12 protein-coding genes are annotated in these 12,520 nt (G+C 60.9%); 5 read left to right on the plus strand and 7 right to left on the minus strand.

Features of this window, described 5'->3' with window-relative positions:
• The coding region (locus KW849_RS29680) for a type VI secretion system Vgr family protein (protein WP_218433374.1) at positions 1-727 on the minus strand (727 nt) is incomplete at its 3' end.
• A gap of 333 nt (positions 728-1,060) precedes the next feature.
• The gene (locus KW849_RS29685) at positions 1,061-2,191 is read right to left on the minus strand and encodes an MFS transporter (protein WP_218433376.1); all 1,131 of its coding nucleotides are present in this window, start codon (positions 2,189-2,191) and stop codon (positions 1,061-1,063) included.
• Positions 2,192-2,290: 99 nt separating this feature from the next.
• On the opposite strand from KW849_RS29685, the gene KW849_RS29690 reads away from it, so the two are divergent.
• The 3 genes from KW849_RS29690 (at position 2,291) to KW849_RS29700 (ending at position 5,864) form a co-directional block, all read left to right on the plus strand.
• Positions 2,291-3,055: a helix-turn-helix transcriptional regulator gene (locus KW849_RS29690; protein WP_218433378.1), complete on the plus strand. Its 765-nt coding sequence runs from the start codon at positions 2,291-2,293 to the stop codon at positions 3,053-3,055.
• A gap of 98 nt (positions 3,056-3,153) precedes the next feature.
• Entirely contained in the window at positions 3,154-4,275 is a 1,122-nt protein-coding gene (locus KW849_RS29695) for an HlyD family secretion protein (protein WP_218433381.1), read from the plus strand.
• The gene (locus KW849_RS29700) at positions 4,272-5,864 is read left to right on the plus strand and encodes a DHA2 family efflux MFS transporter permease subunit (protein ID WP_218433390.1); all 1,593 of its coding nucleotides are present in this window, start codon (positions 4,272-4,274) and stop codon (positions 5,862-5,864) included. Before KW849_RS29695 ends, KW849_RS29700 begins: the two co-directional genes overlap by 4 nt.
• A gap of 21 nt (positions 5,865-5,885) precedes the next feature.
• Here KW849_RS29700 and KW849_RS29705 read toward each other — a convergent pair whose 3' ends face one another.
• From KW849_RS29705 to KW849_RS29725, 5 genes are all read right to left on the minus strand, one after another.
• Complete coding sequence (locus tag KW849_RS29705; RefSeq protein ID WP_218433392.1) at positions 5,886-6,326, minus strand: carboxymuconolactone decarboxylase family protein; 441 nt, start codon at positions 6,324-6,326, stop codon at positions 5,886-5,888.
• Between the two features lie 115 nt (positions 6,327-6,441).
• Positions 6,442-7,884 (minus strand): mechanosensitive ion channel family protein, encoded by a 1,443-nt coding sequence (locus KW849_RS29710; RefSeq protein ID WP_218433394.1) that lies wholly within the window; start codon positions 7,882-7,884, stop codon positions 6,442-6,444.
• Between the two features lie 231 nt (positions 7,885-8,115).
• A complete protein-coding gene (ycaC, locus tag KW849_RS29715) occupies positions 8,116-8,742 on the minus strand; it encodes an isochorismate family cysteine hydrolase YcaC (protein WP_218433396.1) in 627 nt (208 codons plus the stop codon).
• A 56-nt stretch (positions 8,743-8,798) separates the two neighbouring features.
• On the minus strand, positions 8,799-9,482 hold the full coding sequence (locus tag KW849_RS29720; RefSeq protein WP_218433398.1) for an isochorismatase family protein: 684 nt from the start codon (positions 9,480-9,482) through the stop codon (positions 8,799-8,801).
• Positions 9,483-9,575: 93 nt separating this feature from the next.
• Positions 9,576-10,442, minus strand: a complete 867-nt coding sequence (locus tag KW849_RS29725; protein WP_218433400.1) for a pirin family protein — start codon at positions 10,440-10,442, stop codon at positions 9,576-9,578.
• 104 nt (positions 10,443-10,546) lie between these two features.
• Between KW849_RS29725 and KW849_RS29730 the strand changes: the two genes are divergently transcribed.
• Both KW849_RS29730 and dkgB read left to right on the plus strand, forming a co-directional pair.
• A complete protein-coding gene (locus tag KW849_RS29730) occupies positions 10,547-11,455 on the plus strand; it encodes a LysR family transcriptional regulator (protein ID WP_095942547.1) in 909 nt (302 codons plus the stop codon).
• A gap of 260 nt (positions 11,456-11,715) precedes the next feature.
• Positions 11,716-12,519: a 2,5-didehydrogluconate reductase DkgB gene (dkgB, locus tag KW849_RS29735; RefSeq protein ID WP_218433401.1), complete on the plus strand. Its 804-nt coding sequence runs from the start codon at positions 11,716-11,718 to the stop codon at positions 12,517-12,519.
• Position 12,520 lies beyond the last annotated feature (1 nt).

Below are 12,520 nucleotides of genomic sequence, written 5' to 3' on the forward strand. Positions count from 1 at the left end.
CCACCTTGTGGCAGGTTTGCAGGGCCCAGACGGCGTCCTCGTGGCTGCTGAAGCCGGAGGGCGAGCGCAACGGCAGCGTGACGTCGAACTCGTAGCAGCGCTGGTCGTCGCAGAACTCGACCATGTCGAAAGCGCCCTCGTCGTGGGCGGTGCAGCGGTACCAGATGCCCACGTCCGCCAGCAGCCGGCTGATGAAGTCCAGGTCGCTTTCGTTGTACTGAATGACCTGGTCGCGGCGCGGGTATTCGCGTTTGAGGGTGAAGCGAAAATGCCCGGGGACGAAGTCGTGGCGACTCATCAGGATGCTTTTGACGATGTCCGGCACCGACTGATTCAGATAGATCCGCGTTTGCTGGCCGCGGGCGAGCAGTGCCAGGCGCGGTTGCAGGGTGACTGCGTAACGGGCTTCGTCGACCGAGCCGGACAGGCGCTTACAACTGGTGATGCGTCCGTAGAGGGTGCGCAGGGGTGTGGGCGGTTTGAGCGCTTCCCAGGAGAAGACCTGCAGGGTCGAGGGATCGGCGTACAGCTTGAAGTCGGCGAATTGGCCGATGAGCTTTTCCGCGCCAAGGTCGAGGTCGCTGCAGGTGAATTCGATGCGGTAAAGGTAGGGTTGGCTGAGGTGTTCTTCACCGTGGAAGGCGAGGACGTCGAGGTCGGCGTCGAGTTGGTTGATGTGCAGTGTGTGGCGGCTGTGGTCGAAGAAAGTGCGCGGTGCGTTGGACAAAATCAGACCTCCCTTGGCTGTAGAAGCTGACGGAGAGGCTTCGTGGCCGCCCTCGTTCAAGCGCTCGACAGCTTTCAGGAAGCTGAAAAAGGTTGATATAGGACGTTTCTAATTAGCGCGTAGGGTGTTTCCGAATAATGCAGCAGGCCACAACGCCCTAAGACCCTACCTACAACAGCAAAAGAATCCTCGGCATCTCGACAGCGGCTCGCGGCTGTTCGTCTGATTGGCAGTGGCCGGCACCAGCCTGACCAGACAATCATCATTTGAAGTCTGTCGCCTGACAGGCCATCCGGGAAAACCGGCCGGTTGATCAAGATACCCCCTGGATGACTAGGTCTTTTGTGGCTTGATCCACGCCAACATCCAAGCCACCACCGCACATACCATCAAGGTTTCACCCAACGCCTGCCCCCAGGCTACGAGCATCAGCCCGCCACCGATCAACAGGTAATACAGCAAACCAAACAATGCTCCCGCCGTACCCAGTCGATCGCCATAGTTGACCAGGGCCGAACCGAGGATGTTCGGGATGGCCATGCCGAAGGCCAGCACCACCAGCAACATCGCCAGCACGAACAGCGCGCTGTCCTCCATCAGCCAGACGAAACTGGCACCAACTAATGTCAGTGATCCCGACACCTGGATCAGTTGCGCACTACTCAACCCTCGTCGCAGCAGCCGTTTATTGAGCCCGGCGCCAAGGCCGGAACCCAGGGCCAAGATGACGCCACTGTAGCCAAACCATTGCGCACTCAGGCCCAGCCGCTCAAACATAAAGGGGCCCAGGCTGTAGTAGCTGAACAGGGCAATGTTGAAGGTTGCTACCAACAACGTCGAACGCCAGATATCGCGATCCCGGAGCATTTGCCACAGCGTCTCGAACAACGCGGGCGACGCCACCTGCCGTGGGCGGGTTTCCGGCAAAACCTGCCGGCACCAGTACCACAGGACAACAGCCAGCAACAAAAGCCCTGCCGGCACGCCTCGATAGCCGAAGCCTTGCACCAGGCTTGCGCCGGTGAACAACCCAATGGCCGGGCTGGCGGCCAGCGCAATGCCCATGACCGAAAACACCTGGGCCAGTGCCGCCCCCTTGAAGCGGTCGCGCAATACGGTTTGTGTCACAACCGAGCCCACCGCCGCGCCAAACGCGGCGAGGCCTTGGGCTGCCAACAGAGCATCGAAGGTGCTGACACCGAGCGCCAGCAATGAAGCAGCGACGTAACAGGTGATTCCGGCAAGCATCGTCGGGCGACGCCCGATCAGGTCGCACATCCGGCCCCACACCACCACACCGAACGCGAACGCCAGGAAATACACGGAAAGCATTTGCGCCGACGCCTGCGGACCGACGCCGAAGACCCGGGCAATGTCCGCCAGCGCCGGGCTGTAAATGGATTGCGCCAACTGCGGGAACATCAACAGAGCGACGGCCAATACCACGATTTTCTTGTCATCCATCACGACTTCACTCCTGAAAGAAACTGCGATGCAGCTTAAGAAGTCGTAACTGACGTAATATCAAGATTCTGCCAATTTATAGTTGAAACCGGACAACCCATGGCCTGGCTCGACGCCCACGCACCCTTCGATCCCGACAGTTTCAGCGCACCGGTTGTGGGCATCGCCGCCGCCCTCGGCGTTCACGATTCGGGGATGCATCGACATCAACGCGGGCAACTGCTGTACACCCGCAAGGGCTGCATGCGAATAACCCTGGCGCAGCAGTTGTGCCTGTTGCCGCCCTCCCGCGCGGCATGGATCCCGCCCGCAATTGTCCATCGCGCCGTGATGCAGCAGAGTGTCGATTACCGCTCCATTTACCTGAGTCCCGCGTTGTGCGCAGGCCTGCCGCAACAGGTCTGCGTAATTGAAGTCAGCGCTTTATTGCGGGCTGTGCTGGAGTCAATAGCCCACGCCGAATTCGATAGCGCCTGGCATCAGGGCAAACACGCTCACCTGTTAGGCCTGTGCCTGGGCGAAATCAATGACGCGGTCCGCCAGCCCATGTTGCTGCCGTTGCCGACTGACAAACGTCTGGCACCACTGCTCAACAACGTGGAGAAGCTGCCGCCGCAACTTCAGGTGCTGCAGGATCAAATCGGCGCCAGCGGCCGAACCATCGGACGAATCTTCCACCGTGATACCGGCATGAGTTATCAGCAATGGCGGCAACAGTGGCGCTTGATGCGCGCCATCGAATTGCTCGCGACCGGACGAAACATCGGCTACAGCGCCTTTGAACTGGGATTTGCCAGTGACAGCGCGTTCATCGCGTTCTTCAAGGACATGACCGGCCTCACCCCTGGCGACTGGATGAAATAGCACCTGACGACCGGCAGCAAAAACCAATTGCCACAAAATATTACATACGTCATATTACTACCATCATAATTAACCTCCGCTCCAACAGGTAATCCTCCATGACCAGCATGTCCACCGTTGAACACGACCTGGCTGCCCCGGTGACTGCCGCCAAACCTCCCCTGCTCAAACGCCTGCTCTTGCCCGCCGTGGGGATCGTAGCGTTGGTACTGGCCGGTGTGTATGGCGCGCATTGGTGGAGTGCCGGCCGCTTCATCGAGGAAACCGACGACGCCTACATCGGTGGCGACGTAACGGTGATCGGGCCGAAAGTGGCGGGTTATATCGACGAAGTGCTGGTAACCGATAACCAGAAGGTCAAGGCCGGCGATGTGCTGATCCGCCTCGATTCCCGCGACTACCGGGCCAACCTGGCCAAGGCCGAAGGCGCAGTGGCCGCCCAGGAGGCCCTGCTGGCCAACCTCGACGCCACCGAACAACTGCAACAGGCCGTCATCGGCCAGGCCCGTGCCGGCATCGATGCCGCCGGAGCCGAAACCGCCCGTTCGCGGGACGACGATAGCCGCTACAAAAAACTGGTCACCACCAACGCCGTCTCGGTGGAAAGCGCCCAGCGGGCCAACGCCACGTTCAAGACGGCCCAGGCCCAAAGCAACCGTGCCCAGGCTGAACTGCTGGCCGAGCAGCGCCAGTTGAATGTGATCGACACCCAGAAACAACAGGCCCGGGCCGCCTTGATCCAGGCCAGGGCCGAGCGCGACCTGGCGCAATTGAATGTCGGCTACACCGAACTGAAGGCGCCGGTCGATGGAGTGATCGGCAATCGCCGGGCACGGGTCGGCGCCTATGCCCAGGCCGGCTCGCAATTGCTCTCGGTGGTGCCGTCCAGCGGATTGTGGGTCGATGCCAACTTCAAGGAAGACCAACTGGCGCACATGGTGCCGGGGCAACGAGTGGTGATCCGTGCCGACGTGCTGTCGGGGCAGGAATTCCACGGTCACCTGGACAGCCTCGCCCCTGCCAGCGGTTCGCAATTCAGTGTGTTGCCACCGGAAAACGCCACCGGCAACTTCACCAAGATCGTGCAGCGGGTGCCGGTGCGGATTCACCTCGATCCGGCCGACAGCGTACTCGGCCACCTGCGTCCGGGGTTGTCGGTCACCGCTGAAGTGGACACGCGCAAGGAGCCTGAAGCGCCAGCCGTGGCCAGCACGCCATGAGCCGCGCCCTCGCCGCCCCGGCGCAACCGTTCAATGCCGCGAACATGGCGACGGCGACCAAGGTCTTCGCCTTTGCCAGCATGTGCATCGGCATGTTCATTGCGCTGCTGGATATCCAGATTGTCTCGGCTTCGTTGCGTGACATCGGCGGTGGGCTCTCTGCCGGCACCGACGAAACCGCGTGGGTGCAAACCAGTTACCTGATCGCCGAAATCATCGTGATCCCGCTGTCCGGCTGGCTGTCGCGGGTGTTCTCGACGCGCTGGCTGTTTTGCGCGTCGGCGGTGGGTTTCACCTTGACCAGCCTGCTGTGCGGCGCGGCCTGGAACATCCAGAGCATGATCGCCTTCCGCGCCCTGCAAGGGTTTCTGGGCGGCTCGATGATCCCGATGGTGTTCACCACCGCGTTCGTGTTCTTCACCGGCAAGCAACGGGTGATCGCCGCCGCGACCATCGGCGCGGTGGCCTCATTGGCACCGACCCTGGGGCCGGTGATCGGTGGCTGGATCACTGACATATCGTCCTGGCACTGGCTGTTCTACATCAACCTGGTCCCCGGCATCTTTGTCGCCGTGGCCGTGCCGATGCTGGTGAAAATCGACCAGCCGGAACTGTCGCTGCTCAAAGGCGCGGATTACTTGAGCATGGTGTTTCTGGCGCTGTTCCTCGGCTGCCTGGAATACACCCTGGAAGAAGGGCCGCGCTGGAACTGGTTCAGCGACCGCACGATCCTGACCACCGCGTGGATCAGCGGCCTGGCCGGCCTGGCGTTCATCGGCCGGACCTTGCAGGTGGCCAATCCGATTGTCGATTTGCGCGCCTTGAAGGATCGCAACTTCGCCCTTGGCTGTTTCTTCTCGTTTGTCACCGGCATCGGCCTGTTCGCCACCATTTACCTGACTCCGCTGTTCCTCGGCCGGGTGCGGGGCTACGGAGCGCTGGACATTGGACTGGCGGTTTTCTCCACCGGGGTGTTCCAGATCATGGCGATTCCGTTGTATGCCTTTCTGGCCAACCGCGTCGATCTGCGCTGGATCATGATGACCGGCCTTGGGCTGTTCGCCTTGTCGATGTGGGATTTCAGCCCGATCACCCATGACTGGGGGGCCAAGGAACTGATGCTGCCGCAAGCCTTGCGCGGGATTGCCCAGCAACTGGCGGTACCGCCCGCGGTGACGCTGACGCTCGGTGGCCTGGCGCCGGCGCGGCTCAAACATGCATCGGGGTTGTTCAACCTGATGCGCAACCTGGGCGGGGCTATCGGCATCGCCGCGTGTGCGACCATTCTCAATGACCGCACCAACCTGCATTTCACCCGGCTGGCGGAGCACCTCAACAGCACCAACGAGGCGCTCAACCAATGGCTGTCCCAGGTCGGCAACAACTTCGCCGCCCTCGGCCAGAGCGGTGACGCCGGGGTTACCGCCAGTCTGCATCAGCTATGGTTGCTGACCTACCGCGAAGCCCAGACACAAACCTATGGCGACGCGTTTCTGATGATCGGAGTGTGCTTCGTCATCGCCACGGCGATGGTGCCCTTGATGCGCAAGGTGCAACCACCGGCCGCGCCGAGTGCCGATGCGCATTGAGCCTCGGCTCCCTTTTCGACATCAGGCCTGAGGGGTTTTGCGGAAACCGACGGCCAAACGGTTCCAGCTGTTGATGGTGCTGATCGCCACGGTCAGATCGACCATTTCCTTGGGCGTGAACTGAGCGCTGACCACTTCGTAGTCTTCATCTGGCGCGTGGGTCAGGCTCAGTTGGGTCAGGGATTCGGTCCAGAGCAGCGCGGCACGTTCGCGATCGCTGAAGAACGGTGCCTCGCGCCACGCCGTTATGGCGAACAGGCGACGCGGGGTTTCGCCGCCCTTGATAGCATCGGCGGTGTGCATATCGATGCAAAATGCGCAGCCATTGATCTGCGAAGCCCGCAGCTTGACCAGTTCAACCAGGTTTTTTTCCAGCGGCAGCTTCGAAACCGCCGTTTCCAGGGCGATCATCGCTTTGAGGGCATCAGGGGACGCGGTGTAGAAATCGGTACGCGGTTGCATCGTGTGCTCCAGGGCAAGTGGGGGTGTGACTACGTTAGCCCCCTGCCCCGTTTGCACAAATAGCCAATATTCCAGAAGTCGAGGAGGCCACTTGCGGTGTCTTGTTGGCCGCTGGTCATACCCGATTGCGCAACCACCGCAGAAAGCCCTTCTTCTCCACTGTCACCGGCAGGTCCTGAGTCAGGGTTTTCGCTTTGAGCAAGCGGTAGTCGAGCAAGGTTTTCATCGCATCGTTGATGTCCTGACGGGCATCCAGGCATGGCTTGAGGTATGCCTTTTCGATTCGGTACAAGCCACAAAAGGTCTTGGCGGTAAACTGCGCAGGCACCGAGCTGTCGTCCAGGATACCGGCCTCGCCGATCACCTCTCCGGGCCCCATGCGGCCTGATTCGAACGGCGAGCCATGACGGGTCAGCGTCACGCTGACGACACCGGACTCGATAATGAACAAGTGATCGCTGACCTCCCCCGCGTCGAGGATCGTTTCGCCGGCACGGAAGGTTTGCAGGGTCATGTTCTGGCTGAAGGTGTCTTTTTCTTCCTGACGCAACGTGGAGAAAATCGGCGAACTGTCGAGCAGTGCCCGGGGCCGCGACAGGTTGCCCGCCAGCGTGGGTTCGACGCTCGACAACAGGTTGACCCCGGACGCCTGCAAGTGCCGGTACGCCAGGTCGAACAGTTGATTGCGCACCGTGCGTTTCTCGCTCATCGACGCGACAAACCCATTGATTTCGTATTCCACTCCGGTGCTGCTGGAGCTTTTCAGAGAGACGCTCGGGGCCGGTGTGTCGAGCAGAAAACGGCAACCTTGCATGGCGCGTTCAAGGGCATCGATCACTGTGTTCGGCCGTGCATGGGGGCTCACTTGAAGGGTGATGGAAACGCCAAACATATCGCTCGGGCGGCTGAAGTTGATGATCTTGGCCTTGGCTGCCAATGAGTTGGGAATCACCGCCAGGCTGCCTTGGGCGGTTTGCAGGCGCGTGGCCCGCCAGTCGATGTCGGTGACCCGGCCTTCGGTGCCGTCGATGGAGATCCAGTCATCCAGTTGATAGGGTTTGGTGGTGTTCAAAACGATGCCGGAGAACACGTCGCTGAGGGTGCTCTGCAAGGCCAGGCCGACGATGATCGCCAACGCACCGGAGGTCGCCAGCACGCCTTTGACCGGTAGATCGAGTACATAGGCCAGGGCGGCAATGATCGCGATCAGGAAAATCACCGCACCGAGCAAATCCTGAAGCAATCGCCCGGTATGTCCGACCCGCTGCATCATCACCGCACCGATCAGCACCGTCAGCATCCGCGCGCCGAACAACCACCAGCCGATCTGCAATCCGGTGGCCGCCAGGTGCAACGGTACGTTGTCGGCCCAGGGCGGCGGCTCCATCGGGTTCAGGCCTTCATTGAACAGCAGAAGGCTGTATAGCGCGAAAATCGTGACCCGCAACAGAAGCTTCCAAGGGTTGCGGTTGTCACCGATTAAACGCCACAACCCGAGGTCAATCAGGATCAGCACCATGGCGCAGATCAATGGGTGTTCGGTGAGGAAAGACAGCATCAAGCAACTCCAGCCAGGGCTAATAACGCGAAGATCGCATGGATTGGCCATAGTGTAGGAGCAATTGATTTGGCGGGATGAACACGTCTGGGTAGACACCAAAAAAACCTGTGGGAGCGGGCTTGCTCCGGGCGGCGATCCGACGTTGCTATCGATCAGTCACTGCAATGTTGAGTGTCAGATCGCCATCGCGGGCAAGCCCGCTCCCACAGGGAATGAGTGTTACTGAAGTTATTTGCTATTGGCCAGCGTGCTGTAGCTGGTCATCAGGTTGCGGTAATCCGGAATATGGTTGGAGAACAGCGTGCCCAACCCTTCGATGTCGTGGCGCCAGTCGCGGTGCAGTTCACAGGCCAGGCCGAACCAGGTCATCAGTTGCGCGCCCTGAGCGGTCATACGGTTCCACGCCGATTCGCGGGTCAGTTCGTTGAAGGTGCCGGACGCGTCGGTGACCACGAACACCTCAAAACCTTCGGCCAGCGCCGAAAGCGCCGGGAATGCTACGCAAACTTCCGTCACCACACCGGCGATGATCAATTGTTTCTTGCCGGTGGCCTTGATCGCCTTGACGAAATCTTCGTTGTCCCAGGCGTTGATCTGGCCCGGGCGAGCGATGTACGGCGCGTCCGGAAACAGTGCCTTGAGCTCGGGCACCAGCGGGCCGTTGGGGCCGGTTTCAAAACTCGTGGTGAGGATGGTCGGCAGCTTGAAGTACTTGGCCAGGTCAGCCAGGGCCAGCACGTTGTTCTTGAATCGATCCGGGTCAATGTCGCGCACCAGTGACAGCAGGCCCGCCTGATGATCAACCATCAGAACCGCGGCGTTGTCCTTGTCCAGACGCTTGTAGGAAGTGGTCATTGCAGTAGTCCTCGCGTGTTATCGATGCCGAGTGGAAATCGGCTTGGGGTCACCGGTTAGCGCTGGGAGTCCAGCACCTCGTGTTCGTTCGCCACTTGCCGGGCCTTGAGGTAACTCTCGATCAGCAACTGATAATGCGGCATGGCCTGGGCGTAGACAGCGGCCCACTGCTCGGCATCCGGACGGTTCCACGAGCCTTGCAGCTCGGATAGCGTCGCCATGATGTCGATCGGCACCACCCCGGCCTGGGCCAGGCGGGCAACGGTCAGCTCGGTGGCCAGTTTCGAGTGGTTGCCCGAGGCGTCGACCACGGCAAACACCTTGTAGCCTTCATGCACCGCCGCGATGGACGGGAACGCCAGGCACACGCTGGTCAAGGTGCCGGCGATCACCAGGGTTTTCTTGCCGGTGGCTTTGACCGCCGCGTGAAACTCCGGGTTGTCCCAGGCGTTGATTTCACCTTTGCGTGCCACGTACTGCGCATGGGGTGCGGCTTCGTGGATTTCCGGGATCAACGGCCCGTTCGGTCCTTGCGGGACCGAGGCAGTGGTAATCACCGGCATTTTCAGCAAGGTTGCAGCCTTGGCCAGGGCGATGGCGTTGGCGCGCAGTTGAGGCACGTCCATGTCCTTGACGATCTGGAACAGTCCGCTCTGGTGATCGATCAACAGCATCGCGCTGTCGTTGGGGTCGATGGTCGGTTTCTGGCCGTTGAAGTTGGCCGCGTAGACAGTGTTCATGAGCGTTTCCTCTTTCTTTTGGGCAACAGCCATCCCTGGCCTGAAAACCGGCCTACTCATCCTGTGTAGAGTCGGGTGTAAAAGCGTTGCGAACTAAGCGTGCATCCGGCCGAAGCGACCGGACTGGAAGTCGGCGAAGGCCTGGTGGATTTCCTGCTCGGTGTTCATCACGAACGGCCCATGGCCGACGATCGGCTCGTCGATAGGCTCACCGCTGAGCAACAGCACCACCGCGTCTTCGCTGGCTTCGAGGGTCACCTGATCACCCTTGCGGTCGAACAGGGCTAACTGCCCCTGGCGCACCGACTCCAGGCCATTGACCTGAACCGTGCCACGCAAAACCACCAGTGCGGTGTTGCGCCCTTCATGCAGGTCAAGGCTGAGCAACTTGCCGGCATTCAAACGAATGTCCCACACGTCGATCGGGGTAAAGGTGCGCGCCGGGCCTTGGTGACCGTCGAACTCACCGGCGATCAGGCGCAGGCTGCCGGCGTTGTCCTGCAAGGCGATGCTCGGGATGTCGCCGTCGAGGATCGTTTGGTAACCGGGGTCGGCCATCTTGTCCCTGGCCGGCAGATTGACCCACAGTTGCACCATCTCCAGGGTGCCGCCGCTTTTGGCGAAACCCTGGGAGTGAAATTCTTCATGCAGGATCCCCGAAGCAGCGGTCATCCATTGCACATCGCCGGGGCCGATCTTGCCGCCACTGCCGGTGGAGTCCCGGTGCTCCAGTTCGCCCTCGTAAACGATGGTCACTGTTTCGAAGCCACGATGCGGATGCTGACCAACGCCACGTCGCTCGGTGGTCGGGGTGAATTCAGCGGGGCCGGCGTGATCCAGCAACAGGAACGGGCTGATGTGTTTGCCCAGGTTGTCGTAGGAAAACAGTGTGCGAACCGGAAAACCGTCGCCGACCCAGTGGGCCCGTGGACTGGTGTAGATACCGATGATGTTTTTCATGGTGTCTCCTGATGAGGTGAGTGAAGCCATGGACAGAGCTTAAAACCGTGACCTTTGCTGCGCTAGACTGCAAAAATCAGCTTTAGCGTTCTATTTGGAGAACGATGGTGGAAGACCTCAACACCCTCTACTACTTCACCCAGGTAGTGGAGCATCACGGTTTCGCCGCAGCGGGCCGGGCGCTGGACATGCCCAAGTCCAAGCTCAGCCGACGCATTGCCGAACTCGAAGAGCGCCTCGGCGTGCGCCTGCTGCACCGCACCAGCCGGCATTGCTCGTTGACGGAAATCGGCCAGGCCTACTACCAGCGCTGCCTGGCCATGCGCGTGGAGGCGGAAAGCGCCGCCGAACTGATCGAGCGCAACCGCTCCGAGCCCCAGGGCCTGGTGCGTGTCAGTTGCCCGACGGCGCTGCTCAATTCCTGGGTCGGGCCGATGCTGACCCGCTACATGCTCAAGTACCCGTTGGTGGAGTTGTTCATCGAGAGCACCAACCGCCGGGTTGACCTGATTCACGAAGGCTTCGATATTGCGCTGCGGGTACGCTTTCCGCCGCTGGAAAACACCGACATGGTGATGAAGGTGCTGGGCAACAGCACCCAGAGCGTGGTCGGCAGCCCGGCCTATTTATCGCGCCTGTCGACACCGGCCTCCCCGGCCGATCTCAGCGGCTTGCCGAGCCTGCACTGGGGCGCGGCGCAGCGCGAATATCAGTGGGAACTGTTCGGGGCCGACGGCAGCACCGCGATGATCCGGCATGCGCCGCGCATGGTCACCGATGACCTGTTGGCCTTGCGCCATGCGGCGGTCGCCGGGATCGGCATCGTGCACCTGCCCAGTGTGGTGGTGCGCGATGAAATCGCTGCTGGGCAACTGGTGGAGCTGGTGCCAGGCTGGGCGCCGAAGAGCGGCGTGATTCATGCAATTTTCCCTTCGCGTCGGGGTTTGCTGCCTTCGGTGCGCACGTTGATCGACTTTCTCGGGGAAGAATTCAGCCGCAGTGATATTGCTTAGGGGCAGCGGCAAGGCTTTAGACCGAGTGATGGCTATCGCGAGCAGGCTCGCTCCTACAGGGGGAACGCATTCCAAATGTGGGAGCGACGGTGCGGCGACCCGACCTGCTCGCGATGGCGTCAGACCAGACACCATCAACACATCTTCCTGCCCCGATTCATGACTTTCAGTAAACATTGCTTTGCCGCTCCAGCGGTTTTTCTCACGGATGCAGGCGCCGATACTGCCGCCCATTCCCACTGCAACCTCTGGAGTCATCAATGTCTATTCCCGCCTTCGGCCTGGGTACGTTTCGCCTGCAAGGCCAGGTGGTCATCGATTCGGTAAGCACCGCCCTGGCGCTCGGCTACCGGGTGATCGATACCGCACAAATCTACGAGAATGAAGCCGAAGTCGGCGAGGCTATCGCGGCCAGCGGCATCGCCCGTGAAGAACTGTTCATCACCAGCAAGATCTGGGTCGCCAACCTGGCCGGTGATCGTCTGATCGACAGCCTGAAGCAAAGCCTGCGCAAACTGCAGACCGATTACCTGGACCTGACCCTGATCCACTGGCCGTCGCCGGACGATCAAGTGCCTGTCGCAGAATTCATGGGCGCCCTGCTCGAAGCCAAACGCCTGGGCCTGACCCGGCAGATCGGCGTGTCCAACTTCACCATCGACCTGATGCAGCAAGCGATTGCAGCCATCGGTGCCGAGCACATCGCCACCCACCAGATCGAACTGCACCCGTACCTGCAAAACCGCGACGTCGTCGCGTTCGCGCAGAACCAGGGCATCGGCATCACCTCGTACATGACCCTGGCGTACGGTGCAGTCCTCAAGGACCCGCTTATCCAGCAAATCGCCGAGCGCCTGCACGCGACACCGGCCCAGGTCACCCTCGCCTGGGCCATGCAATCGGGTTACGCGGTGATCCCGTCTTCCACGCGCCGGGCCAACCTCGAAAGCAACCTTAAGGCTCGCGAGCTGACCTTGAGCGAGGGCGACATGGCCTTGATCGCAACGCTGGATCGCGGCCACCGGTTGACCAGCCCAAAAGGCATCGCGCCGCACTGGGATTGAG

Origin of the sequence: Pseudomonas sp. PDM26, from assembly GCF_019219185.1 — a bacterium.
GTDB lineage: Bacteria > Pseudomonadota > Gammaproteobacteria > Pseudomonadales > Pseudomonadaceae > Aquipseudomonas.

What these genes read in the sequence shown, in the direction of transcription:
- KW849_RS29690 (WP_218433378.1), top strand. Translation starts at nt 2,291, where the DNA reads ATGGCCTGGCTCGACGCCCACGCACCCTTCGATCCCGACAGTTTCAGC.
- KW849_RS29705 (WP_218433392.1), bottom strand. Translation starts at nt 6,326, where the DNA reads ATGCAACCGCGTACCGATTTCTACACCGCGTCCCCTGATGCCCTCAAA.
- KW849_RS29700 (WP_218433390.1), top strand. Translation starts at nt 4,272, where the DNA reads ATGAGCCGCGCCCTCGCCGCCCCGGCGCAACCGTTCAATGCCGCGAAC.
- ycaC (WP_218433396.1), bottom strand. Translation starts at nt 8,742, where the DNA reads ATGACCACTTCCTACAAGCGTCTGGACAAGGACAACGCCGCGGTTCTG.
- dkgB (WP_218433401.1), top strand. Translation starts at nt 11,716, where the DNA reads ATGTCTATTCCCGCCTTCGGCCTGGGTACGTTTCGCCTGCAAGGCCAG.
- KW849_RS29695 (WP_218433381.1), top strand. Translation starts at nt 3,154, where the DNA reads ATGACCAGCATGTCCACCGTTGAACACGACCTGGCTGCCCCGGTGACT.
- KW849_RS29710 (WP_218433394.1), bottom strand. Translation starts at nt 7,884, where the DNA reads ATGCTGTCTTTCCTCACCGAACACCCATTGATCTGCGCCATGGTGCTG.
- KW849_RS29720 (WP_218433398.1), bottom strand. Translation starts at nt 9,482, where the DNA reads ATGAACACTGTCTACGCGGCCAACTTCAACGGCCAGAAACCGACCATC.
- KW849_RS29725 (WP_218433400.1), bottom strand. Translation starts at nt 10,442, where the DNA reads ATGAAAAACATCATCGGTATCTACACCAGTCCACGGGCCCACTGGGTC.
- KW849_RS29685 (WP_218433376.1), bottom strand. Translation starts at nt 2,191, where the DNA reads ATGGATGACAAGAAAATCGTGGTATTGGCCGTCGCTCTGTTGATGTTC.
- KW849_RS29730 (WP_095942547.1), top strand. Translation starts at nt 10,547, where the DNA reads ATGGTGGAAGACCTCAACACCCTCTACTACTTCACCCAGGTAGTGGAG.